At 69.2% G+C, this 24916-nt stretch carries 19 protein-coding genes; 13 read left to right on the plus strand and 6 right to left on the minus strand.

Going from position 1 to position 24916, the window contains the following annotated elements:
* Positions 1-58: 58 nt before the first annotated feature.
* The 3 genes from ABE488_RS12435 (at position 59) to ABE488_RS12445 (ending at position 4286) form a co-directional block, all read left to right on the plus strand.
* The gene (locus ABE488_RS12435) at positions 59-2299 is read left to right on the plus strand and encodes a polysaccharide biosynthesis tyrosine autokinase (protein WP_346448638.1); all 2241 of its coding nucleotides are present in this window, start codon (positions 59-61) and stop codon (positions 2297-2299) included.
* Positions 2300-2728: 429 nt separating this feature from the next.
* Positions 2729-3646 carry a 4-hydroxybenzoate octaprenyltransferase gene (gene ubiA, locus ABE488_RS12440; RefSeq protein ID WP_346448640.1) on the plus strand — a complete coding sequence of 306 codons (918 nt, stop codon included), beginning with the start codon at positions 2729-2731 and terminating at the stop codon, positions 3644-3646.
* Between the two features lie 280 nt (positions 3647-3926).
* Positions 3927-4286: an endonuclease domain-containing protein gene (locus ABE488_RS12445; RefSeq protein WP_346445560.1), complete on the plus strand. Its 360-nt coding sequence runs from the start codon at positions 3927-3929 to the stop codon at positions 4284-4286.
* Between the two features lie 463 nt (positions 4287-4749).
* Here ABE488_RS12445 and ABE488_RS12450 read toward each other — a convergent pair whose 3' ends face one another.
* The 4 genes from ABE488_RS12450 to grxD form a co-directional block, all read right to left on the minus strand.
* The gene (locus ABE488_RS12450) at positions 4750-5091 is read right to left on the minus strand and encodes a hypothetical protein (protein WP_346448642.1); all 342 of its coding nucleotides are present in this window, start codon (positions 5089-5091) and stop codon (positions 4750-4752) included.
* A 175-nt stretch (positions 5092-5266) separates the two neighbouring features.
* On the minus strand, positions 5267-8737 hold the full coding sequence (locus tag ABE488_RS12455) for a PAS domain-containing hybrid sensor histidine kinase/response regulator (RefSeq protein ID WP_346448643.1): 3471 nt from the start codon (positions 8735-8737) through the stop codon (positions 5267-5269).
* Positions 8738-8798: 61 nt separating this feature from the next.
* Positions 8799-10307, minus strand: coding sequence for a diguanylate cyclase (locus ABE488_RS12460; protein ID WP_346445557.1), 1509 nt, complete (start codon positions 10305-10307; stop codon positions 8799-8801).
* 424 nt (positions 10308-10731) lie between these two features.
* Positions 10732-11661, minus strand: coding sequence for a Grx4 family monothiol glutaredoxin (grxD, locus tag ABE488_RS12465; RefSeq protein WP_346445558.1), 930 nt, complete (start codon positions 11659-11661; stop codon positions 10732-10734).
* A 129-nt stretch (positions 11662-11790) separates the two neighbouring features.
* On the opposite strand from grxD, the gene ABE488_RS12470 reads away from it, so the two are divergent.
* On the plus strand, positions 11791-12588 hold the full coding sequence (locus ABE488_RS12470) for a polysaccharide deacetylase family protein (protein ID WP_346448645.1): 798 nt from the start codon (positions 11791-11793) through the stop codon (positions 12586-12588).
* Positions 12589-13166: 578 nt separating this feature from the next.
* Here ABE488_RS12470 and putA read toward each other — a convergent pair.
* Positions 13167-16361 carry a bifunctional proline dehydrogenase/L-glutamate gamma-semialdehyde dehydrogenase PutA gene (gene putA / locus ABE488_RS12475; protein WP_346448647.1) on the minus strand — a complete coding sequence of 1065 codons (3195 nt, stop codon included), beginning with the start codon at positions 16359-16361 and terminating at the stop codon, positions 13167-13169.
* 466 nt (positions 16362-16827) lie between these two features.
* Between putA and coxB the strand changes: the two genes are divergently transcribed.
* From coxB to ABE488_RS12500, 5 genes are read left to right on the plus strand one after another with little or no spacing between them, the layout of a single operon-like run.
* Complete coding sequence (coxB, locus tag ABE488_RS12480) at positions 16828-17730, plus strand: cytochrome c oxidase subunit II (protein ID WP_346448701.1); 903 nt, start codon at positions 16828-16830, stop codon at positions 17728-17730.
* A gap of 19 nt (positions 17731-17749) precedes the next feature.
* A complete protein-coding gene (gene ctaD / locus ABE488_RS12485; RefSeq protein ID WP_346445626.1) occupies positions 17750-19372 on the plus strand; it encodes a cytochrome c oxidase subunit I in 1623 nt (540 codons plus the stop codon).
* Positions 19373-19376: 4 nt separating this feature from the next.
* Positions 19377-19526 (plus strand): hypothetical protein, encoded by a 150-nt coding sequence (locus ABE488_RS12490; protein WP_183427366.1) that lies wholly within the window; start codon positions 19377-19379, stop codon positions 19524-19526.
* Positions 19523-20107 (plus strand): cytochrome c oxidase assembly protein, encoded by a 585-nt coding sequence (locus ABE488_RS12495; protein ID WP_346448649.1) that lies wholly within the window; start codon positions 19523-19525, stop codon positions 20105-20107. Before ABE488_RS12490 ends, ABE488_RS12495 begins: the two co-directional genes overlap by 4 nt.
* 47 nt (positions 20108-20154) lie before the next feature.
* Positions 20155-21039, plus strand: coding sequence for a cytochrome c oxidase subunit 3 (locus ABE488_RS12500; RefSeq protein WP_346445629.1), 885 nt, complete (start codon positions 20155-20157; stop codon positions 21037-21039).
* A gap of 101 nt (positions 21040-21140) precedes the next feature.
* Here ABE488_RS12500 and ABE488_RS12505 read toward each other — a convergent pair whose 3' ends face one another.
* Positions 21141-21359, minus strand: a complete 219-nt coding sequence (locus ABE488_RS12505) for a twin transmembrane helix small protein (protein WP_183427272.1) — start codon at positions 21357-21359, stop codon at positions 21141-21143.
* 65 nt (positions 21360-21424) lie between these two features.
* Here ABE488_RS12505 and ABE488_RS12510 point away from each other — a divergent pair, with 65 nt between their 5' ends.
* From ABE488_RS12510 to ABE488_RS12525, 4 genes are read left to right on the plus strand one after another with little or no spacing between them, the layout of a single operon-like run.
* Positions 21425-22162 carry an SURF1 family protein gene (locus tag ABE488_RS12510; protein WP_346448651.1) on the plus strand — a complete coding sequence of 246 codons (738 nt, stop codon included), beginning with the start codon at positions 21425-21427 and terminating at the stop codon, positions 22160-22162.
* Positions 22159-22743: a hypothetical protein gene (locus tag ABE488_RS12515; RefSeq protein ID WP_346448652.1), complete on the plus strand. Its 585-nt coding sequence runs from the start codon at positions 22159-22161 to the stop codon at positions 22741-22743. The genes ABE488_RS12510 and ABE488_RS12515 overlap by 4 nt, the downstream gene beginning before the upstream one ends.
* Positions 22743-23942, plus strand: coding sequence for a COX15/CtaA family protein (locus ABE488_RS12520; RefSeq protein WP_346448653.1), 1200 nt, complete (start codon positions 22743-22745; stop codon positions 23940-23942). The genes ABE488_RS12515 and ABE488_RS12520 overlap by 1 nt, the downstream gene beginning before the upstream one ends.
* 1 nt (position 23943) lies before the next feature.
* Complete coding sequence (locus ABE488_RS12525) at positions 23944-24882, plus strand: heme o synthase (RefSeq protein WP_346448654.1); 939 nt, start codon at positions 23944-23946, stop codon at positions 24880-24882.
* Positions 24883-24916: the final 34 nt, after the last annotated feature.

The following is a 24916-nucleotide window of genomic DNA, read 5'->3' on the forward strand; positions in this document are numbered from 1 at the left end:
GACCGCACGCCCCGATCAACCGCGCATCGCGCCCACCTACAGAAGTCAGAGCCACTGCATGAGCAAGGAAACCGGAGTGTCCCCCAAGGACGAGGACGAGATCGATCTGCGAGAACTCGTGGGCCTGTTGATCGACCGAAAGTGGTGGATCATCGGCATCACCGCGGCGTTCTTCGTGGTCAGCGTAGCGTACGCGCTGCTGGCGACACCGATCTACCAGGCGCGCTCGATGGTGCAGGTGGAGTCCAAGGCGCCCAGCATCCCGGGGCTTCCTGATCTGTCGTCTCTGGGCGGTGGCGTCACGTCGGCGGCAGCGACGACGGAAATCGCGCTGATCACGTCGCGCACGGTGATCGGCGACGCCGTCGACAGCACGCATGCCGATGTGGTCATCGAGCCGGCGCGCTTTCCGTTGATCGGCGGCTTCCTCGCGCGCCGCTTCTCGCCCGAGACGCCCGACGCAGTGGGATCGCCGTGGTTCGGGCTGTCGCGCTACGGCTGGGGCGGCGAGCATGTCGAAATCGTCGGTATGACGGTGCCGGCGACCTGGGAGAACGAACCGCTGACGCTGCGCGTGGGGGACGACGCCTCGCGCTTCAGCCTGTTCGGGCCGGATGACCAGCTGCTGCTGGAAGGGACCGTCGGCACCGACGCCGAAGGCGGCGGGGTCAGGCTGCAGGTCGCGGCGTTGCGCGCCAATCCCGGGACACGGTTCGAGGTGACCAAGCTGCGCCGGCTCGATGTCGTGGCCGGCTATCAGCAGGACGTCAACGCGTCCGAGCAAGGGCGCGAGTCCGGCATCCTGCAGTTGTCGTTCGAGCATCCCGATCCGCAGTTCGCGCAGACCTTCTTGCAGGCGGTCGCATCGGCCTACGTGCGCCAGAATGTCGAGCGCAACTCGGCCGAAGCCGGTGCGCAGCTGGAGTTCGTGCGCGAGCAGTTGCCGACCGTGCGCCTCCAGGTGGAGGCGGCGCAGAAGGCGATGAACGAGTACCAGACCCGGGCGAACTCGGTCGACATCACGATGCAGACCCAGGGGCTGCTGCAGCAGGAAGTGGCGGTCGAGACGAGCATCCAGCAGCTGCGCCTGCAGCAGGCGGAGATGGACCGCAGCTTCACGCGCGAGCACCCGGCCTATCGCGCGCTGCTCAAGCAGATCGGTGAACTCGAAGCGCGCAAGGCCGGCTTCCAGAAGCAGGTCGGCGAGTTGCCCGACACCCAGCAGGAGTTGCTGACGCTGACCCGTGACCTGCAGGTCAGCAACGAGCTCTACACCGGGCTGCTTAACCAGGCGCAGCAACTCGACGTTGCGCGCGCCGGCACCGTCGGCAACGTGCGGATCGTCGACCCGGCGGTCGTCGACACCCTGCGGCCGGTGAAGCCGCGCAAATCGCTGATCGTGCTGATCGGCACGCTGCTCGGCGGTTTCCTCGCCGTGGGCCTGGTGTTCCTGCAGCGTGCGTTGCACGCCGGCATCGAGGATCCTGCGCAGATCGAGGAGCTGGGCCTGCCGGTCTACGCGTCGATTCCGCTCAGCGAGTCGCGCGACCTGTTGGTCATGGACCGGCTGCGCAACCGCAGGGGGCGCGTGCGCCGCGACCCGGGCTTCGACAAGCGGCAGCACTTGCTCGCGGTCAATGCGCCCGCGGACCTGGCGATTGAAGCGATCCGCAGCCTGCGCACCAGCCTGCATTTCGCGATGCTCGAGGCCAAGAACAACATCCTGGCGATCTCCGGCCCGCGTCCGGCGGTGGGCAAGACCTTCGTGTCGGCGAACCTGGCTGCGGTGATCGCCCAGGCCGGCCAGCGCGTGCTGGTGATCGATGCGGACATGCGCAAGGGGTCGCTGCACAAGGTGCTCGGCGTGGCGCAAACCAGCGGCCTGTCCGATGTGCTCGGCGGCAAGCTCGAGGCTACCGAGGCGATCCGCGCGGCCGAGGGTGTGGCGAACATGGACTACATGGTGCGTGGCGACATCCCGCCGAACCCGTCGGAATTGCTGATGCATCCGCGTTTCGGCCAGATGCTTGAGGCGCTGTCCAAGCAGTACGACCTGGTGATCGTCGACACCCCGCCGATCCTGGCCGTCACTGACGCCGCGCTGATCGCCCGCCATGCCGGCTCGAGCCTGCTGGTGACGCGCTTCGGCGTGAATCAGCCCAAGGAGATCCTGCTGACCAAGAAGCGCTTCGAACAGAATGGCGTGCAGGTCAAGGGTGTGATCTTCAACGCCGTCGAGAAGCGCGCCACGGGCTATTACAGCTACGGCTACTACGAGTACAAAGCCGACAAGGCCTGATCTCGCACACCGCTTCCGCGCCTTTGCGCCTTCCCCCGCATCGCGGGGCATTGCGCGCTTCACGGACTGCCGTTTTTGCGCCTTCCCCCGCGTGCGGGGGAAGGTTGGGATGGGGGCAAAAGTGCGGCAGGCCCTTGCCCCCACCCGATACCTGACGGCATCGACCTCCCCCGCAAGCGGGGGAGGTGACGTGTGCGGGCTGCGGCTTTGCGCCTTCCCCCGCATCGCGGGATCTTGCGCCCGTCACGGACTTCCGCCTTTGCACCTTCCCCCGCATTTCGGGGCATTGCCCGCTTCACGGGCTGCCGCTTTTGCGCCTTCCCCCGCGTGCGGGGGAAGGTTGGGATGGGGGGCGTACCGCGGCAGGGAGGCGACGCGCGCCGAAACACCTGGCCCTGCTGAGGCGTCGCCGCTAACCTGTCGCCCGTCATGTCCGCATCGCTTCCCACTTCTCCGAGCAGGCCCGCCTGGCGCCAGCGTCTGGCGCTGTACTGGAAACTGGTCCGCGGCGATCGTCCGATCGGGTGGTTGCTGCTGCTGTGGCCCACCTGGTGGGCGCTGTGGGTCGCCGCAAAGGGGGTGCCGCCGCTCTGGACGCTCGCTGTGTTCAGCGCCGGGGTCTGGCTGACGCGCTCGGCTGGTTGCGTGATCAACGACTATGCCGACCGCTGGCTCGACCCCCACGTCGAGCGCACCAAGGATCGCCCGCTGGCGAGCGGTGCGGTGCGAGGACGCGAGGCGCTGTGGCTGTTCGCCGGGTTGATGCTGGTCGCGTTTGCGCTGGTGCTGACGATGAATCGGTTGACGGTGCTGATGAGCATCGTCGGTGTCGTGCTCGCTGCCAGTTACCCCTACCTCAAGCGCTACACGCACCTGCCGCAGGTCTACCTGGGGCTGTCGTTCGGCTGGGCGATCCCGATGGCGTTCGCGGCGGTGCAGGGCGCGGTGCCGGTCGTGGGTTGGGTGCTGTTCGTGGCCAACATCTTCTGGGCGACCGCGTACGACACCTGGTATGCGATGGTCGATCGCGAGGACGACATCCGTGCGGGCGCGCGCTCCACCGCGATCCTGTTCGGGCGCTTCGACCTGCTCGCGCAGGCGGCGCTGTATACGGCGATGTTCGCCGCGCTCGCGATCGCCGGTCACCTGGCAGCACTGGGTCCCAACTACTGGCTGGCGCTTGCGGTCGCCATGGGGCTGGTGGTCTGGGAGTTCTCGATCGCGCGCGGTCGCGAGCGTGGGCCCTGCTTCCGCGCATTCCTGCACAACCACTGGGTCGGCATGACGGTCTTCATCGGCATCGCCGTGCACTACGCGTTGCCGCCGCTGACCCGGTTGATCGCCTGAGCGTCGGCACTGCAAGGACGAGACGTTGAGCGCGCGCTGCGCCTAGACGTCGGTCCCACCCGGCGCGCACACGCGCCGACCTCCCGCGCGGGCGGGGAGGTAACCGTATCGCCGGCATCTAGTATCTTGCCTCGCTCACTCCGGAGAGGCGCCTATTGCTTGCTGTTCGAGTCGCCAGCAAGGCGCGGCATGAGCTGACTCACGCGTGTGGGAAGTCCCGATCGTCGACTGTTGCGATAGCCCGCAAGCTCGACATTCCTACAATCGTGGGAGTGCATCGATGCGGCAGGGTGCGAAACGCGACCTGGCACGTCGACTGCGCCAGACCATGACCGATGCTGAGCGTGCCTTATGGCGGCATCTGCGGATGCGCCAGATGGCCGGCGCACGGTTTCGCCGCCAGCATCCGATCGGCCCCTATGTCGTCGATTTCGTCTGCCTGGCGCAAGGGTTGGTGATCGAAGTCGACGGTGGGCAGCATGCCGAGTCGACATCCGACGCTGCGCGCGATGCATTCCTGCGCGCGCAAGGGTATCGGGTGCTGCGGTTCTGGAATCACGACGTGCTTGGCAATCCTGAGGGCGTGTGGCTTCGGATTCGGCAGGCGCTAAGCGAGGAGGGGATGCCGGGCTGCCAATGACGCGATGACGACAGGGATGCGTGCAACGAGTGCAAGGCTGGCGTTGCGTTGGCGCGTACGGCGGCCCCCACCCCAACCCTCCCCCGCAAGCGGGGGAGGGAGCACGCTTCCGCGAGTGCGAGTGCGAGTGCGAGTGCGAGCGCCAGTGCCAGAGCCAGAACCAGAACCAGAGTCAGAGTCAGAGTCAGAGTCAGAGTCAGAGTCAGAGTCAGAGTCAGAGTCAGAGTCAGAGTCAGAGTCAGAGTCAGAGCCAGAGCCAGAGGCAGAGGCAGAGGCAGTGCCAGAGCAAGCGCCTGCGCGAATGCCTGCGTGTGATCAGCGATCACCTCGCCTGAGTGGTCAGCAGGCACTGCTCTGCACGCGGACAAGAGATGTACCACGCGCCCAGGAGGCAGCGCGCATGACGCACCTCCCCCGCTTGCGGGGGAGGTCGGCGCGTGTGCGCGCCGGGTGGGGGTGGGCTTCAGGCCGCGCGGACGTCGCGCAGTTCCCAGGCGCTGCCGGCGAGCAGGCGCAGACGGTGCTTGAGGACGGTGCTCGAGATCGAGGTGTCCACAGTCAGGTCGATGTCCAGGTCGCGTTGTTCGCCGACTACGCGCGCGGTGGGGTCGGTGATGCCCAGCGACGGATCGACCTCGTCGGGGTCGGGCTGGTCGGCGCGCCATCGGGCGAAGAGGGTGTCGCCGCGCAGGGCGTCCTGGAGCTCGGCGGCAATGCCCTCGGGGCCTTGCGACTGCAGGGCGTAGGTGCCCGAGGCGCGGGCCTTGCCGGCGTCGGGGATACGGATCAGGTAGCGTGTGCTCATGCGGCGTCTGCGTTGCGAAAGGTTGCAGCCTAGCAACGGGGGGCGTTAGGGAATCGTCATGCAGGGGCATGCACCCGAAAGGACGCGCGGGCGAGCGCCGGCGGCGGTGGCGAGCGCCCGCCGCCCAGGCAGGGCGCGCCGGCAAGTCTTTGTTGTTGCCGGGCGCGCGGCTCTGTTACGAAAGGCGCCCTTCGGCGCGGGCGCGTCGGGCGGTCATCGCGCTGCGCTGGGCGGCGAGGAAGGCGCGCATCGATGCCGGCTTGACCGGCTTGGTCAGCACTCGGTAGCCGCGGATGCGGGCGGTCTGCTTGAGCGCGTCGCTGCCGTCGGCGGTCAGCAGGGCGCCGGGCGTCTCGGGCGCCATGCCGCGCAATGCGTCGAGGGTGTCGAGGCCGTCGAGCCGGTCGTGCAGATGGAAGTCGACGAGCAGCACGTCGGGCGCCTCGTCCATCGCCGCGATCGCCTCGTCGATGGTCTTGGCGCACAGGGGCACCACGTCCCAGCGCCGCAGCAGGGCGCGCATGCCGGCGAGGATGTCGTCGTCGTTGTCTACGCACAGTACGCGCAGGCCGCGCAGCGATTCGTCGCGCAGCGGCGTGGGGGCTGGCGCGGTGACGATCGCCGCCGATGCGCTGCGCGGTACGGTGATCGAGAACATGCTGCCGCGGCCGACCATCGCGCGCGCGTCGAGTGTGTGCCCCAGCAGCCGGGAGATGCGTTGGCAGATCGACAGGCCCAGGCCAAGGCCGCGGCCGTCCCAGTCGAAGCTGTGCTCGTAGCGGTGGAACTCGTCGTAGATCTGGCTCATGTGGTGTTCGGGAATGCCTGGCCCCGTGTCCCAGACCTGCAGGGCGACCCCGTCGCCGCGTCGGCGCGCCGCCAGCACGATGCGGCCGCTGCGCGTGTAGCGCAGCGCGTTGGCCAGAAAGTTCTGCAGCACGCGGCGCAGCAGGCGGCGGTCGCTGCGCACCGGGGTGGGCGGGGCGTGCAGGCGGATGTCCAGGCCGCGCGCCTTGGCCATCGGCGCGTACTGGCCGGCGAGCTGGCGCAGCAGTTCGGCGACATCGAAGTCGACGATATCCGGCTTGAGTGCGCCGGCGTCGAGGCGCGAGACGTCGAGCAGGCCGTCGAGCAGTTCTTCGGCCGCGCGCAGCGAGGTGTCGATGCGCTCGGCCAGGTGGCGCTGTTCGCCCGGGTCGGGGGTCTCGCGGAGCGCGGAGGTGAACAGTCGCGCGGCATTGAGCGGTTGCAGCACGTCGTGGCTGACCGCGGTCAGGAAGCGCGAGCGCGATTCCTGCGCGGCCTCGGCCTCGCGGGTGCGCTCGGCCACGCGCTGTTCGAGCGTCTCGTTGATCTCGCGCAGTTCGCGTTCGGCGCGCTTGTAGTCGGTGACGTCGCTGTAGCTGGTCGCATAGCCGCCCCCGGGCAGCGGCTGGCCGCGCAGTTCGATGACCTGGCCGTTGCCGAGCACGCGCTCTGAGACATGCGGGGAACCGGCGCGCATGTAGGCGATGCGCTTGTCGACCTCGGTCTGGATGTCGATCGCGTCGCGCGGGCCCAGTTCGCCGCGTTCGGCGTTGTAGCGGATCAGGTCGGCGACCGGGCGGCCGACGTAGAGCATGTTGTCGGGGTAGCCGAACAGACGCTGGTAGCTGCGGTTCCACGCCACCAGGCGCATCGTACGGTCGACCACGCTCACGCCGTGGTCGATGTTCTCCAGCGTCGAGGACAGCACCTCGCGGTTGAAGCGCAGCTCCTGGCCGGCCTCGTCGAGCATCGCGACGACCTCGTCGACCTCCATGCCCGAGCCTTTGAGCGCGCTGGTCATCAGCAAGCGCGCGGAAGACGCGCCGACCGCGGCGGCGAGTTGCCGCTCGGTGAACTGCAGCCAGGTTCGGTCGGCCGAGGCGTTGAGCACCAGCGGCCGCGCCTGGGCTTGCGCGTACTCGTCGAACGCATGTCGCGCCGTGCGGTCGCCGACGATCCGGCCGATCAGCGTCAGCAGGTCGCCGACGCTGATGTTGCCGCTCCAGTCCTCCGATGCGAGTGCGCGCCGCTCGGCATACGGGTCGAGGAATGGCGCCGCGCGCAGGCGCTCGTCGAGCGAGGGGCGCCAGCGCGCCGACACCAGCAGCAGCGCGCCGACGTTGCCCAGCAGCGACCAGAACGTGCCATGGGTCAGCGGGTCCCAGCCGGCGAGCCCGAACAGCGCGCGCGGCTGCAGCCAGGCCATGCCGAACGGGCCGGCGTCGAGCCACTGCGGCTGGATCCAGCCCGACTCGGTCAGCGCCGGCAGCATCAGCGTGTAGCTCCAGATCGCGAAGCCCAGCAGCAGCCCGGCCTCGACGCCGCGCCGGCTGGCGCCGCGCCAGTACAGGCCACCGATCAGTGCCGGCGCGAACTGCGCAACCGCCGCAAACGACATCAGGCCGTAGGCGGCCAGCGTGGTGTCCGAGCCGCTGACCCGGTAGTAGCCATAGGCCAGCGCCGCGAGCGCGACGATCGCCACCCGGCGGATCCACAGCACGGTCGAGCCGACGTTGCCGCCGTGGCGCTCGGCATAGCCGCGGCGCAGCAGCAGCGGCATCACCAGATCGTTGCTGAGCATCGTCGCCAGCGCGACCGAAGAGACGATGACCATGCCCGTTGCGGCCGAAAAGCCGCCGACGTAGGCGAACAGCGCGATCACGTCGGCGTTCTCGGCCATCGGCAGCGCGAGCACGAAGCTGTCGGGGGCGACCGGGCCATCGCGGCCGAACAGTGCGACGCCGGCACTGGCGATCGGCAGCACCATCAGGCAGACGATCGCCAGGTAGCCGCCAAACAGCCAGCGCGCGCGGCGGATGTCGCGCACGTCGCCGCATTCGACGACCGCCACGTGGAACTGGCGCGGCAGGCAGATCAGCGCCGCGAACGCGAGCAGGCTCTGCGCCACGAAGCCGCTGGGCGGCGCATTGTCGATCAGCGCACGCGTGGCCTCGACCATGTGCAGGTCGCGCGCGCCCAGCCACAGTGTCGCGAACAGGCCGACCACGACCAGTGCCAGCAGCTTGATCAGCGATTCGAGCGCCACCGCCAGCATCAGGCCGGGCCGGTGCTCGGTGGCATCGACCTTGCGGGTGCCGAACAGGATCGCAAACAACGCCATCAGCACGGCGACGTAGAACGCCGGGTCGCCGAACGGCGTGACCGCCTCATCGGGGCCGCCGAGCACACCCAGGCTGATCGCCACCGCCTTGTACTGCAGGGCGAGGTAGGGCACCGCCGCCACCAGCGCGATGCCCGCGACCATCGCCGCCAGCCGCTGCGAGCGGCCATAGCGCGAGGCGATGAAGTCGGCGATCGAGACGGTGTTCTGGGATTGCGCAATCAGCGCCAGCCGTTCGAGGATGCGCCAGCCGAACAGCAACAGAAGCAGCGGACCGAGGTAGATCGGCAAGTAACCGATACCCTGGCGCGCGGCGGTGCCGACCGCGCCGTAGAACGTCCACGACGAGCAGTACACCGCCAGCGCCAGGCTGTAGACCAACGGGCGCAGCCACGGCCGCTGTGGATACAGCGGCCGCCGGTCGCCGTACCACGCCACCGCGAACAGCAGCGCGGCGTAGCCCAGCGACACCAGCAGCAGGATCCAGCCCGGCAGCATGCGACATCCTTCGACGCGACCGCGGGAGTGTAGCCTCCCGGCCCGCCGCGGCGGGCGCGACTCAGGCCTGGGCGGCCATCGCGCGGTCCTTGCCGGCGCGCTTGGCGCTGTACATGGCCAGGTCGGCGCGCTTGAGCAGCGATTCGAGCGTTTCGTTCGGGCGGCGCAGTGCGACCCCTGCGCTGAAGGTGATGACGATGCGGGTCTCGTCGTGGACGACAGGCCGGTGCGCGAGCACGGTGCGCAGGCGCGCGAGCGCCGCCAGGGCGTGGGCGAGTGTCGTGGCCGGCATCAGGATCACGAACTCCTCGCCGCCGAAGCGGCCCAGGATATCGCTGTCGCGCAGGGTGAGGCGGGCGACGTCGACGAAGTGGCGCAGCGCGGCGTCGCCCCCCAGGTGGCCGTGGGTGGCGTTGAGGCGGCGGAAGTCGTCCAGGTCCACCAGCGCCATGCACAGGGGGCGGTTCTCGCGCGCGCGCGCGGCTTCGCGTTCGAAGGCCTCGTCGAAGCCGCGCCGGTTCAGGCAGGAGGTCAGTTCGTCCTCGCGTGCCAGCCCGGCGGCGTCGCGCAGCTTCTGCTCCAGCAGGTGGATGCGCTTTTCGCTCTGCTCGACCTCCCGCCGGGTGGCGATCAGGTCGTCGCGCGCGCGCAGCGCCTGTGCCTGGATCCGTCCGGTATCGTCGAGTATCTGGTCGAGAACGGCGTTGAGGCCGGCGATGCTGCGCGCCTCGCGGATCCGTTGCGCATGCCCGGCCATGCGGTCCTGGTACTCACCGGTGTGCATCGCCATCCCATCCAGGCGCTCGACGAAGGTCGACATCATCGTCTTCATCGCGACCTTGGACGCATCGATGCCCTGTTTGAGCACGCCCTGCCGGTAGATCACCTCGCGCAGTTCCGCACGTGCTTCCTCGATCGAACCCCGGTCCAGCGGTCCGGCGAGCAGGCCGCGGATCTGTGCCAGCTGGCCATGCAGCCAGCTCTTCTCGTCGAGCAACTCGCCGATGTTCTCGAGCAACAGGTCGAACAGCCCGATCAGCAGCGCGACCTGCTCCTCAGTGGCCTCGGCATGCACGTCGATGCGACGGCACAGGTCGGTGAGCCGCTGCGACAGGCGGTCGAGATCGGGTGCGCCGGCGTCAGTGGCACGCAAGGCCTTGGCCAGCGCGAGGGCTTCTTCCGACAGCGCCGGTTCGTTGCGCAGCAGCGCCGCGAGGGCGATGCCGAGCGTCTGGCGCAGCAAGTCGCGCAGGCGGATGGATGGATCGGTGGCCGACAACGCAGGCGTGTCGAGATCGACGAAGCGGATGTACTTGTCGATCAGCTGCCGCATCGCGCGGCCGTAGGCCGGCCAGTCGCCATTGGCGCAGGCCGATTGCAGGTACTGGCCGAGACTGCCGAGTTCGTCGTGGAGACCGGCGACGCCGTCGGCGAAGGCGATCAGCAGGGCATGCGGTGCGTGGGCCTGCGCAAACAGCGCGACCAGTGCCTCCGACCCGATCGCACCCTCACGCCCGCGTGCGCCGGTCGCAGGCGCGGGGGTGTCGGACGGATTGGGGGATTTCCGCATTGAGGCCACGTCATCGAAAGGCAACCGGGGTCGTCCTCGGCCAGGGGCCGTGGCGGACTGCGACTGATCGCGATCGATATCGGCGTGGCCGCGGCGGACTTGAGTGGTGTGCCGCTGGCGGCGGCAGGGGACTGCCCCATCGCGGGGGCTGTGTTTGGCGCCGTCCCTGCATCGCGGAGGCATTGCGCCTCGCACGGGTGGAAGGTGGGGCTGGGGCTTGAGCGCGACCAGCCGCGCTGCGACGGCCCATGCCTCCACCCGGCGCGCGGTGGAGGTGCCTGCTCGCGCGCTGTGCCTGGTCTTCGCTGCGGGGGCGAGAAGGGCGTGGCCGCGCGGTGCGCTTGGCTGCTTCCCCCGCAAGCGGGGGAAGGTGGGGATGGAGGCGTTGCTGTCAGACAGGCCGTGCTGTGGCGCAGTCGCGCGCTCAGTACTTCGGCACGCCGCCGTCGACGCTGTCGCTCCAGGCGTCGATGCCGCCGGTGACGTTGTAGACCTGGGTGAAGCCCTGGTTGCGGAAGTGCTCGGCGGCCTGGAGGCTGCGACCGCCGTGGTGGCACAGGAACGCCAGCGGGGTGTCCTTGGGGAGCGCCTGCAGCCGCTGGATGCCGTCGCCGTCGAGGACTTCGAACGGACGCGAGACCGAGGCGGTGGCGCGCTCCTCCGGTGGCCGGACATCGACCAGCGTGAGCTTGCCGGCGGCGATCCGGTCGTCGGCTTCGGTCGGGGCGATCTCCTGGACGGTCTTGGGCGCGTTCGGGTTGTCGATGACCAGGCCGCGGCCACGGATGTCGTCGGCGAAATCGATCGTCAGACCTTCGGCGCGGCGGGCGCTGGCCAGGTCGAACTGCACCAGCAGGCCGGCGACGTCGCTGACGATCGCCGACGGGTTGCGCGGTGCCAGCTGCAGGCGGGCGCGGAAGTTTCGGTCGATGTCGATCTGCAGCGCGTAGTCGCCGCCGGCATCGGCAAGCGCCTTGGTGATCATCTCGCGCGCGGGCAGCGTGATCGCAATCGTCGGGGGCGTGCGGTCCGGGGCCTGGACGCCGAACAGCCCGTGCAGTTCGCCGCTGCCGGCCATCTGCTCGATGATGTCGCTGCCGCCGACCAGTTCGCCCTCGACGTAGAGCTGCGGGATCGTCGGCCAGTCGCCGTAGACCTTGATGCCTTCGCGGATCTCGCCGTCTTCCAGCACGTTGACGTGGGCATAGTCGACGCCGACCGCGTCGAGTGCGGACACAGCCTTGGCCGAGAAGCCGCACTGCGGCGCCATCGGCGAGCCCTTCATGAACAGCACGGCGCGGTTGCCCTGCAGCAGGGTCTCGATGCGGGTGCGGAGGGCGGGATCGAGGGACATGGCGGAACATCCTGGAACAGGCGGGAAGACCGACATGGTAGCGCGGGGCCGCCACCGCAAGCCCGCGACCGGTGGTCGCGTTGGCGGAATGCTGCGATGCGCGGCGGGCGCGATGGCATGATGCGCGCCATGTCGCCGCATCGTCCGCCCCGTCGCCCCTACCTGTGGCTGCCGCTGGTGCTCGCCTCCCAGGCCGTGATCGCGTGGGTGTGGTGGCAATGCGGCTGGCAGGTCGGGTTGCCGCTGCTGCTGGCCAGCCATGCGCTGTGCCTGTGGGGCGTGCTGGCGCCCGGCTCGCGGCTGTACGGGCCGGTGCTCCGGCGCCTGCCCGAGGGCGAGGTCGGGGTCTGGCTGACCATCGACGATGGCCCCTCGGACGACACCCGGCCGCTGCTCGACCTGCTCGACGCACACGCGGCGCGGGCGACGTTCTTCCTTGTGGGCGAACGCGCGGCCACGCGCCCGGACTTGGTCCGCGAGATCGTCGCGCGCGGCCACGGCATCGGCAATCACAGCCATCGGCATCTGCAGGCCCGGTTTTGGGCATTGGGGCCGGCGCAGATGCGGCGCGAAATCGCCGATTGCCAGCGCACGCTCACGACGATCGCCGGGCAGGCGCCGGTGTGGTTCCGCTCGGTGGTCGGCCACAGCAATCCGTTCGTGCATGCCCCGCTGCGTGACGCCGGGCTGGCGCGTGTGGCCTGGAGCGCACGTGGGTTCGATGCGGTGGAGAGCGACACGGCGAAGGTCGTCGCGCGCATCGATGCCGATCTGGCGCCGGGCGCGATCGTGTTGCTGCACGAAGGCGCGCGCCATGGCCGTAATGTCGAGATGGTCGCCGGCGTTCTGGAGCGCTTGCGGGTGCGCGGGCTGCGCCCGGTGCTGCCGGCTCCTCCGGCGGATGGGGCCGGCGACCCCACGCGGTGATCGTGCTTGGCGTCTTCCCCCGCAGCGCGGGCATCGCGCCCTTCCCGGGGGGAAGGCGGGAATGGGACGCTTTTCGCGTGACGGCCTGTGCCCCCACCCGGCCCGCGATGCGTGCCGACCTCCCCCGCGAGCGGGGGAGGTGATGCGTGCACTGTTTCGCTTCTTTCTCTACGAGCAGGAGGTGATGCCTGCACTGCGCCTTCCCCCGTTTACGGGGGAAGGTTGGGATGGGGGGCGCTTTTGCGTGACGGCCTGTGCTCCCGCCCGGCCCGCGACGCGTGCCGACCTCCCTGCAATCGGGAGAGGTGATGCGCACGTTGCGCTGCGCCTTCCCCCGTTTACGGGGGAAGGTTGGGATGGGGGTGCTTTTGCGTGACAGCCTGTGCTCCCAACCCGGCCCGCGACGCGCGCCGATCTCCCCAGCAAGCGGGGGAGGTGAGCTACGCGGCAATGGTCGGCGATTCACGCATCCCGCCCGCCGTCGCACGGCGGGCGTTCGTTTCGCGCACGAAGCAGTGCTTCGTAAACGCGCTCACTCGTTCCCGCCCGCCAAAGCATGGCGGGCGCGCACGCCGCGGCTACTCACCCAATGTCAGTAGGGAGGCGTTGCCGCCGGCGGCGGTGGTGTTGATGGTGACGGTCTTCTCGGTTGCGAAGCGCGGCAGGTAGTGCGGGCCGCCGGCCTTGGGGCCGGTGCCCGATTGGCCTTGGCCGCCGAAGGGTTGCACGCCGACGACCGCGCCGATCTGGTTGCGGTTGACGTAGATGTTGCCGACCTTCGCGCGCTGGATGACCCGCTCGACGGTCTCGTCGATGCGCGAGTGGATGCCCAAGGTCAGGCCGAAGCCGGTCGCGTTGATCGCGTCGACAACCGCGTCGAGCTGGTCGCCCTTCCAGCGGATCACATGCAGCGCAGGGCCGAAGTTCTCGCGCGTGAGCTGGGACAGCGATTGCAGTTCCCAGGCGCGCGGGGCGAAGAACGTGCCGTGCTCGGTGCCGGATCCGAGCCGGGCCTCGGCGATCGGCTTGGCCGCGCCCTGCATCCGCGCGGCGTGCTCGTCGAGCAGCGCCTTGGCGTCGGGATCGATCACCGGGCCGACGTCGGTCGACAGCAACGCCGGGTCGCCGACGGTCAGTTCCTTCATCGCGCCGGCGATCATGCCGATCACCTTGTCGGCGATGTCGTCCTGCACGTACAGCACGCGCGCGGCCGAGCAGCGCTGGCCGGCCGAGGTGAACGCCGAGGCCAGCGCGTCCTTGACCAACTGCTCGGGCAGCGCCGAAGAGTCGGCGATCAGTGCGTTCTGGCCGCCGGTCTCGGCGATCAGCACCCCGATCGCGGCATCGCGCGCGGCCAGCGCACGGTTGATCGCGCGCGCGGTGTCGGTCGAGCCGGTGAAGGCGACGCCGGCCACGCGCGGGTCGGACGTCAGCGCCGCGCCGACGGTCGCACCGTCGCCGGGCAGGTACTGCAGCACGTCCTTCGGGATGCCGGCTTCGTGCAGCAGCTTCACCGCCTCGAAGCCGACCAGCGTGGTCTGCTCGGCCGGCTTGGCGATCACACTGTTGCCGGCCGCCAGCGCGGCGGCGATCTGGCCGGCGAAGATCGCCAGCGGGAAGTTCCACGGGCTGATGCACACGAACACGCCGCGGCCCGACAGCTGCAGCGCGTTCGACTCGCCGGTCGGGCCGGGCAGCGCCTCGGGCACGAATGCCGTGCGCGCCTGGCCGGCGTAGTAGCGCAGAAAATCCACCGCTTCGCGGACTTCGGCGACGCCGTCGGGGATCGTCTTGCCGGCCTCGCGCGTACACAGCGCGATGAACTGCGGCATGCGCTGCTCGAGCAGGTCGGCGGCATGTTCGAGGATCGCCGCGCGCGAGGCGACCGGGGTGGCGTCCCAGCCCGGCTGTGCGGCAACCGCGTTGGCCAGCGCGCGCTCGACCGTGGCGGTGTCGGCGGCGGTCCACTCGCCCACGCGCACACGGCGGTCGGCGGGGTTGGTGACCTCGGTCTGGGTGCCGGTCGCCGTGGCACCCGGCACCAGCGGCGTTGCCGTCCACGTCGTCGGCGCGCTGCGGATCTGCTCGGCGAGCGTGGCGAGCTGCGCGTCGTTGGCGAGGTTGACGCCCATGGAGTTGCTCCTGTCGAAAGACTGGCTGCGGTAGAGGTCGACCGGCAGCGGAATGCGGGGATGGGGAATGGACTCGAAGCCGGCGACGACCTCGACCGGGTCGCGGATCAGGTCGTCGATCGCGACGTCCTCGTCGCTGATCCGGTTGACGAAGCTGGAGTTGGCACCGTTCTCGAGCAGGCGGCGCACGAGGTACGGCAGCAGGTCCTCGTGCGAACCGACCGGCGCGTACACCCGGCACGGCACATCCAGACGATCGGCCGGAATGACCTCGGCGTAGAGGTCGTCGCCCATGCCGTGCAGCTTCTGGAACTCGAAGCGGTGCGATGCGCCGACGGTGCGCGGACCCAGCAGCGTGCCGGCCAGGCGGTGCACCGCGGCGATGGTCTGCGCGTTATGGGTGGCGAACATCGGGTAGATCGCATCGGTCGCCGACAGCAGGCGGCGCGCGTTGGCCTGGTAGCTGACGTCGGTGTTGGGCTTGCGGGTGAATACCGGGTAGCCGGGATGGCCCTCGACCTGGGCGCGCTTGACCTCGCTGTCCCAGTACGCGCCCTTGACCAGGCGCACGGGGATGCGCCGACCCAGATCGCGGGCGAGCGCGGCGATCCAGTCGATGACGAACGGCGCGCGCTTCTGGTAGGCCTGCACGACGATGCCGAAACCTTCCCAGCCGCTCAGCGACGGGGTCCGCACGGCGGCCTCGATGACATCCAGCGACAGCTCCAGGCGGTCGCTTTCTTCCGCGTCGACGGTCAGGCCGATCCGATGGTGCTTTGCGCGCTTGGCCAGCTCGGCCAGACGCGGCGCCAGCTCGGCGAGCACGCGCGCGTGCTTGGCATGTTCGTAGCGCGGGTGCAGCGCCGACAGCTTGACCGAGATCGACGGTGCGGCGATCTCGTCGTCGAAGCGGCCCGAGGTGCCGATCGCGTCGATCGCGTCCTGGTAGGCCTTGAGATACCGGTCGGCGTCGCGCTGGGTCAGTGCGGCCTCGCCAAGCATGTCGAACGAGTAGCGGTAGGCGGCGTTGGCGCCCTTGCGCGAACGCGTCAGCGCCTCGCCGATCGTGCGCCCCATCACGAACTGGTGCCCCATGATCCGCATCGCCTGGCGCACCGCCAGCCGGATCACCGGCTCGCCGACGCGCCCGACCAGCCGCTTGAACGCGCCGTGGACGTTGCGCTTGGTCTCGTCGGCCAGGTCGACCAGGCGGCCGGTCAGCATCAGGCCCCAGGTCGAGGCGTTGACCAGCACCGAGTCCGACTGGCCCATGTGCTTCTTCCAGTCCGCCTCGCCGAGCTTGTCGCGGATCAGCTTGTCGGCGGTCTCCTGGTCGGGGATGCGCAGCAGTGCCTCGGCCACGCACATCAGCAGCACGCCTTCCTCGCTGCCCAGGTCGTACTGCTGCATGAAGGCTTCGATCGCACCGCGGTCCTGGGCGCGCAAGCGCACCCGGCGGACCAGGTCGGCCGCGGTGGCCTGGATCGCGGCGCGGTCGGCATCCGGCTGCCGCGCCTGCGCGAGCAGCTCGCGCACATGAAGGGTCTCATCGCGCGTCCAGGCGTCGGTGATCGCCGCGCGCAGCGGCGGGAGAGGAGCCGCCGCATAGGCGGGAGACAGGCTGGCGTTCAAGGGGCGCACCGGCGAGGGCAGAAGCCGAATTCTATGGCGCCCTGTCGTCCCACGATAGGCCAAAAGAGACAGGCGCCGGACGCGGCCTCGAGCGCGGTCGTGCCGGCTCGGCGCTGGCGACCCGTACGAGGCCCCGCGCGCCATCATTTATTGGTACACAGTAGGGGGCGGGTCGCTTGCCCGAACCGCACCCAGGTGTCCATCTCCGACCACCCACCCGCGGCCGATGCTGCGGTGCAGCATCGGCTTGCCGCCGGCATGCAGATGCCGGACCGCATTGCGTCGGCAACTGCGACAGGTTGCCGCAGCAGAGCGCGGACAGCTAACATTCATTCGTTATCGCAGTACGCCGCCGCTCCTGCGCAGTCGTTCCGGTGCCCCCTGGGCCGGGCGAGGACGGACGCGTTCCCGCCAGACAACGCCAGCTCAGGCATTGGGGTTCGATGTGAAGCAAGCCGGTCGTTTCAAGCTGTGGATGTGCGGGCTCGCCACGATGGCGCTGTCTGCGAATACATGGGCGCAGTCCGCCGATCCCAAGCCGTGGCAACTGAACATGGGGCGTGGGGTCACCGCGTCGTCCCAGCACGCCTACGACGCCCACATGCTTGCGCTGTGGATCTGCGTGGGCATCGGTGCGTTGGTGTTCGGCGCGATGGCGGTCGCGATGTTCCGCTTCCGCAAGTCGCGCGGCGCGGTTGCCGCGCAGTTCAGCCACAACACCACCGCCGAGATCATCTGGACCGTGGTGCCGATCGTGTTGTTGGTCATCATGGCGGTGCCGGCCACGCGCAAGCTCATCGCCATGTACGACACCCGCGATGCCGAGATGACGGTCAAGGTCACCGGCGTGCAGTGGATGTGGAAGTACGAGTACATGGGCGAGGACGTCACCCTGACCAGCCGTCTGGACCGCGAAAGCGACCGGCTGCGGCAGAACCGCGGCACCACGCGCGCCGAGCTCGACGCCCACGGCCACTACCTGCTCGATGTCGACAACGCGCTGGTGCTGCCGACCGACACCAAGGTCCGTTTCGTGGTCACCGCCGACGACGTGATCCACTCCTGGTGGGTGCCGGCGCTGGGCTGGAAGCAGGACGCCATCCCGGGCATCGTCAACGAGGCCTGGACCGAGATCCTCGAACCGGGCATCTACCGCGGTCAGTGCGCGGAACTGTGCGGCAAGGACCACGCCTTCATGCCGATCGTCGTGCGCGCGGTGCCGCGCGCCGAGTTCGACAGTTGGCTGGCCGCCGAGAAGGCGCGCAATGCGCCGCCCGCCGCCGAACCTGAGCCCGCCCCGGCGCAGGCCGATGCGGAGGCCGCCGATGCGGCTGCCGCGCAGACCCCTTCCGCCCCCGCCGCACCCGCGGCCGGCTGATCGCTCGAGGTTGAATGCCATGTCGACGACGCACACCGCCACTGCCGACGCGCACCACGACGATCACGCCCACCGACAGGGCTTCGTCCAGCGCTGGTTCTTCTCCACCAACCACAAGGACATCGGCACGCTCTACCTGCTGTTCTCCTTCGTGATGTTCATCATCGGCGCGGGCATGAGCGTGATTATCCGCACCGAGCTCGCCTCGCCGGGCCTGCAGCACGTCAGCCCGGTGTTCTTCAACCAGATGACCACCATGCACGCGCTGGTGATGATCTTCGGCGGCGTCATGCCCGCGTTCGTGGGCTTGGCGAACTGGATGATCCCGCTGCAGATCGGCGCGCCGGACATGGCGCTGCCGCGCATGAACAACTGGTCGTTCTGGATCCTGCCGTTCGCGTTCACGCTGCTGCTGATGACGCTGTTCATGCCCGGCGGCGGCCCGGCCGGCGGCTGGACGCTCTACCCGCCGCTGTCGCTGCAGGGCGGCAACAGCGTGTCGCTGACGATCTTCGCGATCCACATGATGGGCATCAGCTCGATCATGGGCGCGATCAACGTCATCGCCACGATCCTCAACATGCGCGCGCCGGGCGTGGACCTGCTGAAGATGCCGATCTTCTGCTGGGCCTGGCTGATCACCGCGTTCCTGCTGATCGCGGTGATGCCGGTGCTCGCCGGTGCGGTCACGATGCTGTTGACCGACAAGTTCTTCATGACCTCGTTCTTCAACGCCGCCGGCGGCGGCGACCCGGTGATGTACCAGCACATCTTCTGGTTCTTCGGGCATCCCGAGGTCTACATCATGATCCTGCCGGCGTTCGGTATCGTCAGCGAGATCATCCCCACCTTCAGCCGCAAGCCGCTGTTCGGCTATCAGGCGATGGTCTACGCCACGGCCGCGATCGCGTTCCTGAGCTTCATCGTCTGGGCCCACCACATGTTCACCGTGGGCATGCCGCTGGGCGGCGAGATCTACTTCATGTTCGCCACGATGCTGATCTCGATCCCGACCGGCGTGAAGGTGTTCAACTGGGTCTCGACGATGTGGCGCGGCTCGCTGACGTTCGAGGCGCCGATGTTGTGGGCGGTCGCGTTCGTCATCCTGTTCACCATCGGCGGTTTCTCGGGCCTGATGCTGGCGATCGTGCCGGCCGACTTCCAGTACCACGACACCTATTTCGTCGTCGCGCACTTCCACTACGTGCTGGTCACCGGCGCGCTGTTCTCGATCATCGCGGCGACCTACTACTGGTGGCCGAAGTGGACCGGGCGGATGTACAGCGAGTTCTGGGCGAAGGTGCACTTCTGGTGGACGATCGTGTTCGTCAACCTGCTGTTCTTCCCGCAGCACTTCCTGGGTCTGGCCGGCATGCCGCGCCGCATCCCCGACTACAACGTCGTGTTCGCGGACTGGAACCTGGTCAGCTCGATCGGCGCGTTCGGCATGTTCGCCACGCCGTTCCTGATGTTCGCGATCCTGCTGCACTCCAAGCTGCGCGGCGCGCCCGCGGCCGCGCGCTCGTGGGAAGGCGCCAAGGGCCTGGAGTGGACCGTGCCGTCGCCGGCGCCGCACCACACCTTCGCCAAGCCGCCGGTGCTCAAGCCCGGCGACCTCGCGCACGACGACATCAGCCACTGAGGCCATGGAGCTGCGCGCCGCGATGCCCACGCCCGATGCCCACGACGACCTGGCCGCCCGCCGCCGCCGCGCGCGCCGCACGGCGCTGACGATCGCGGTGGTCGCGCTGTGCATCTACGCCGGTTTCATCCTGCGCGGGGTGCTGCTGGCATGAGTGCGCGACGTTCGCTGGGGATCGGCAAGCTGGTGGCGGTCTCGGTCGCCGCGTTCGCGTTCACCTTTTCGCTGGTGCCGCTTTACCGCATCGCCTGCGAGAAGGTGTTCGGCATCCGCCTGGAGAACAGCGCCGTCGCGGCGCCGTCGCAGTCGGCCGCGGGCGTGGAGGAGCGCTGGGTGACGGTGGAGTTCGACGCCAGCGTCAATTCGCACCTGCCCTGGTCGTTCCGACCCAACCAGACCCGCATGCGCGTGCGCGTGGGCGAGCAGTACGAGACCACGTACTACGCGCACAACGACAGCGCGCGCCCGATCGTCGGCAGCGCCACACCGTCGGTCGCGCCGGCGCGGGCGTCGGGCTTCTTCCAGAAGACCGAATGCTTCTGCTTCACCGCACAGACGCTCCAGGCCGGCGAAACCCGCGACATGCCGGTCCGCTTCATCATCGACCCCTCGCTGCCGCGGGACGTCAATACGGTCACGCTGTCGTACACGTTCTTCAAGAACGATGTGCTGACCTCGCGGCTGGTCGCCGATGCTGCCCCGCCGCGTGACGCGCGGCTGGCCGCCTCGCCTTGAGCGTCCCGCTCCATCTTTCGACACCGCGCCGCCACCCGGATACCGCCATGGCCCACGTGAAGACCGAACACCAGGATCCCAACGTCTATTTCGTGCCGCATGACAGCAAGTGGCCGCTGTTCGCGTCGGTTGCGCTGTTCGTGACGATGCTGGGCCTGGCCAGCTGGTTCAACGAGGCCAGCTGGGGCCGCACGACGTTCTTCGTCGGCATCGCCGGGTTGGCGCTGATCCTGTTCAAGTGGTTCGCCGACGTCGTGCTCGAGTCGGTGTCGGGCTACTACAACAAGCAGGTCGACGTGTCGTTCCGGATGGGGATGGTGTGGTTCATCTTCTCGGAGATCATGTTCTTTGCCGCGTTCTTCGGCGCGCTGTTCTACGCCCGCACGCTGGCGCTGCCGTGGCTGGGCGGCGAGGGTTCGGGCGCGATGACCAACTCGGTGCTGTGGGACGGCTACAGCGCCGCGTGGCCGACCGCCGGCCCGGGCGACGTGGGCGGGGTGTTCCAGACCATCCCGGCCTGGGGCCTGCCGCTGATCAATACGCTGATCCTGCTGGCGTCGGGCGTGACGATCACCATCGCCCACCACGCGCTGCGCGCTGCGCACCGCACCCGCTTGCTGGTGTTCCTGGGCGCGACGATCGCGCTGGGCTGCGTGTTCCTGTTCTTCCAGATCGAGGAATACGTCCACGCCTACCGCGACCTCAACCTGACGCTGGGGTCTGGCATCTACGGTTCGACGTTCTTCATGCTCACCGGCTTCCACGGGGCGCATGTCACGCTCGGCACGATCATGCTGATCGTGATCTGGCTGCGTTGCTTCCGTGGCCACTTCACCAGCGAGAACCACTTCGCCTTCGAGGCGGTGGCCTGGTACTGGCACTTCGTCGACGTGGTGTGGCTGATTCTGTTCCTGTTCGTCTACGTCGTCTGAGGACGAAGCAGGCGATGGTGCCGGGTGAGTCGTGAAACAAGCCCGGCGCATGCCCGCCCGCGCTTGCCCCGATCACCCCGCACCAATGACCGGTCCCGACCTCAGCCGTAGACGCCGTGCGGCTTGATCCACCCCATCCAGATCGCCAGCAGCACCAGCGCGATCAGCGCCACCGACAGCCCGATGCGGCGGGTCAGGGCGTTCACGGTCCGGTTGCTGCGGCCCTTGTCGTTGAGCATGTAGTACAGGCCGGCGCCCAGGTTCCACAGGATCAGCAGGACGAAGCCGATGATCAGCAGCAGCTTGAGCGACTCGTTCATGACCATCACGGACTCCGTGGCACCAGGGATATGAGCGGATTATTGCAGTCCGCGGGCGGCGGTGCGTGAGCCGGCGCGGCGGACGCATCGTCGGATGGACGGCGGCGGTGCTGTTGGCGCTGGCGTTCGCCGGGCTCGGTCAATGGCAGCTGGGCCGGATGCACGACAAGCGGGCGATGCTCGATGCCGTCGAGCAGACCTTGACCGAACGCCAGGCGGTGCCGTTGGCGCAGGCCGCGGACCCGCATCGCCAGCGCGACTACGATTGGGCGGCCGGCCGTGGGCGCTTCCTCGATACGCCGGCATTCGTGCTCGACAACCAGATCCATGCGGGCCGTCCTGGCTTGCGCGTCTATCGCCTGTTCGCCCCTGACGCTGGTGCGCCGCCGCTGCTGGTCGATCTGGGTTGGGTGCCGATCGCCGACCGCACGGCGCGGATGCCGTCGGCCGAGGTGCTGGCCGGCGACGGGGTGATCGGACCGCCGATGGACCTGCGGGGCCTGCTGGCGCCGCCGCCATCGGCCGGGCTGGCGCTGGGGCCTGCGATCGGGCCGGGCCCGGCCTGGCTGATGACGCGCTTCGATGCCCAGGCGATCGCCTCGGCCGCCGGTGTGCCGACGCTGCCGCCGCGCGTGCTGCGGCTCGATCCTGCGCTGCCGGTCGGCTATGGTCGCGATCTGGAGATTCTGCCCAACACCTTGCCGCCCGAAAAACACCTGGGCTACGCCGTGCAATGGTTCGGCCTGGCGTTGACCGTGCTGGTCACCGCCCTGGTGCTCACTTTCCGGAAGTCCCGCCGATGACATCGTCCGTCCCGCGCGCGCAGCGCGACCGCAATCGCTGGTTGCTGGTGCTGATCGTGGTGCTGTTTCTGGGCAGCGCCGTCGTCGCCGGCGCGCTGCGCTTCTCGGGCTGGCGGCCGGCCGGCATGCAGAATCATGGCGAGTTGCTCGATCCGCCGGCCGACCTGCGTGCGCGCATCCCGCGGCTGCTCGATGGCAGCGCCTACGCCTGGCAGCCAGTGGAGCGCCGCTGGCGGATCCTCGTCGCGCCGCCCGCGGACTGCAGGGAGGCCTGTGTCGCGCTGTCGCGCGAGCTCGACCTGGTGTGGCAGCTGTTCGGCCGCAACGCCGACCATGTCGACATCCTGTGGCTGGGCCCGGTGCCTGAAGGCGCGGTGCGCAATACGGCGTGGCGCGAGCTGCAGGCCGACCCCGGCCTGCGTGCGACATTGCCCCGCGTCGACGGCAGCGTCGGCGAAGCGGACAATGGTGTCCCGGCCTACGTCGTGGACCCCAACGGGTTCGTGATCCTGCGCTACGCTCCCGGCTTCGATCCGGGGCATCTGCGTGCGGATATGGCCAAGTTGCTCAGACTCCGCTGATGACCCACAGCCCGCCCTCGAACGCCACGTCCTATCGCCCGGCCGTCCATCGCCACTTCCACCGCATCGCCTGGTTTGCGGCGGCGCTGACGTTGTGCGTGATCGTGTTCGGCGCGTTCGTGCGGTTGTCCGACGCCGGCCTCAGCTGCCCGGACTGGCCGACCTGCTACGGGCGCGCGACCTGGCCGCAGGCCGCCACCGACGTCAGCGACCACGCCGCGAGCGCGATCCGGCCGTTCGAGACCCACAAGGCCTGGCGCGAGCAGGTGCACCGCCATCTGGCGGCGACGCTGGGCGTGTTCGTGCTCGGCCTGGCGCTGCTGGCGGTCCGCCGGCGGCGTCACGGCGTGCTGCAGGTGATCGGCGCGGCCGTGCTGGTCGCGCTGGCGATCCCGCTGTACATGCGCGGCGACACGATGGCCGCGCTCGCGGTCGCCGCGCTGGGGGAGGCGCTGCTGCTGTTCGCGGCGCTGCGCTGGTCGAACATCGACCTGGCGCGTGCGGCGGTGCTGACGCTGGCGGTGGTGATCTTCCAGGCGCTGCTGGGCAAATGGACGGTGACCTTGCTGCTCAAGCCGGTGATCGTCATGGGCCACCTGCTCGGCGGCATGCTGACGTTCTCGCTGCTGCTGTGGATGGCCTGGCGGGCCACGATGCAGCCGATCGTGCTGGCGCAGGCCGACACCTTGCGACGGTGGACGCTCGCGGCGATCGCGGTGGTCGGCGTGCAGATCGCGCTCGGCGGCTGGGTCAGCGCCAACTACGCCGCGCTCGCCTGCGGCGCCGGCGGCTGGACGACCGCGGTCCATCACTACGGCGACTTCCCCAAGTGCGTCGGCCAGTGGTGGCCACGGGGCGATTTTGGCGAAGGCTTCGTGCTGTGGCGCGGCGTCGGCGTCGACTACGAGGGCGGGGTGCTGGACGGCGCGGCGCGTATCGCGATCCAACTGGCGCACCGCGCGATGGCGGTGGTGGTGTTCGTCACGCTGCTCGCCTTCGTCGTGCGCCTGTCGCGCACGCCCGGCCTGCGCGGCTGGGCGGCGGCGCTGGGCGCGCTGACGCTGGCCCAGGTCGCGCTGGGCATCCTCAACGTCAAGCTCGCGCTGCCGCTGTGGGTCGCGGTGCTGCACAACGGCGGCGCCGCGCTGCTGCTGTTCGTGCTGGTCTCGTTGCTGGCGCGGTTGCGGCGGCCCGACTGACATGGCCGGCAGCAAGGCACGCGAGTACTGGACGCTGACCAAGCCGCGGGTGGTCGCGCTGATCGTGTTCACCGCGCTGGTGGGCATGTTCCTGGCCGTCCCGGGGCTGCCGCCGGCGCGACAGAGCGTCTTCGGCCTGCTCGGCATCTGGCTGGCGGCGGCATCGGCGGCGGCGATCAATCATCTGATCGACCAGCGCATCGACAAGGTCATGGCGCGCACGGCGCATCGTCCGCTGGCGACCGGGGCGCTGCGGCCGGGGCAGGTGCTGGCGTTCGCGCTGGTGCTTGGCGCGTTGTCGATGGCGATCCTGGTGCTGCTGGTCAACACGCTCACCGCGCTGCTGACGTTCGCCTCGCTGATCGGCTACGCGGTCGTCTACACGGGGTTTCTCAAGCGTGCGACGCCGCAGAACATCGTCATCGGCGGCATCGCCGGCGCCGCGCCGCCGTTGCTGGGCTGGGCCGCGGTGACCGGCATGACCGGGCAGTGGGACTGGGCGCACGCGCTGCTGCTGGTGCTGATCGTGTTCGTGTGGACGCCGCCGCACTTCTGGGCGCTGGCGATCTTCCGCCGCGAGGATTACGCCCGCGCGCTGGTGCCGATGCTGCCGGTCACCCACGGCGTGGCCTATACGCGCTGGCAGATCCTGATCTACAGCGTGTTGCTGGTGGTGATCACGCTGCTGCCGGTGGCGATCGGCATGAGCGGGCTGTTCTACCTGGGCGGTGCGGTCGTGCTCGGCCTGGTGTTCCTCTGGTATGCCTGGCGACTGCTCGATCCGCCGGACGAGTTCTTCGCGATGCGGATGTTCAATTACTCGGTGGTGTACCTGATGGCGTTGTTCGCGTTCCTGCTGGTCGACCACTGGCTGCTGCCGTGGCTGCCGGGGGCGGCCGGGTTGTCCGGCGGCGGCCTGGACTGGCAGCGCGTGGGCTGACGGGGCAAGGAATCAGCCTGCCGGCGGATTCTGG

This window comes from Luteimonas sp. TWI662 (genome assembly GCF_039673825.1).
Classification (GTDB): domain Bacteria; phylum Pseudomonadota; class Gammaproteobacteria; order Xanthomonadales; family Xanthomonadaceae; genus Luteimonas.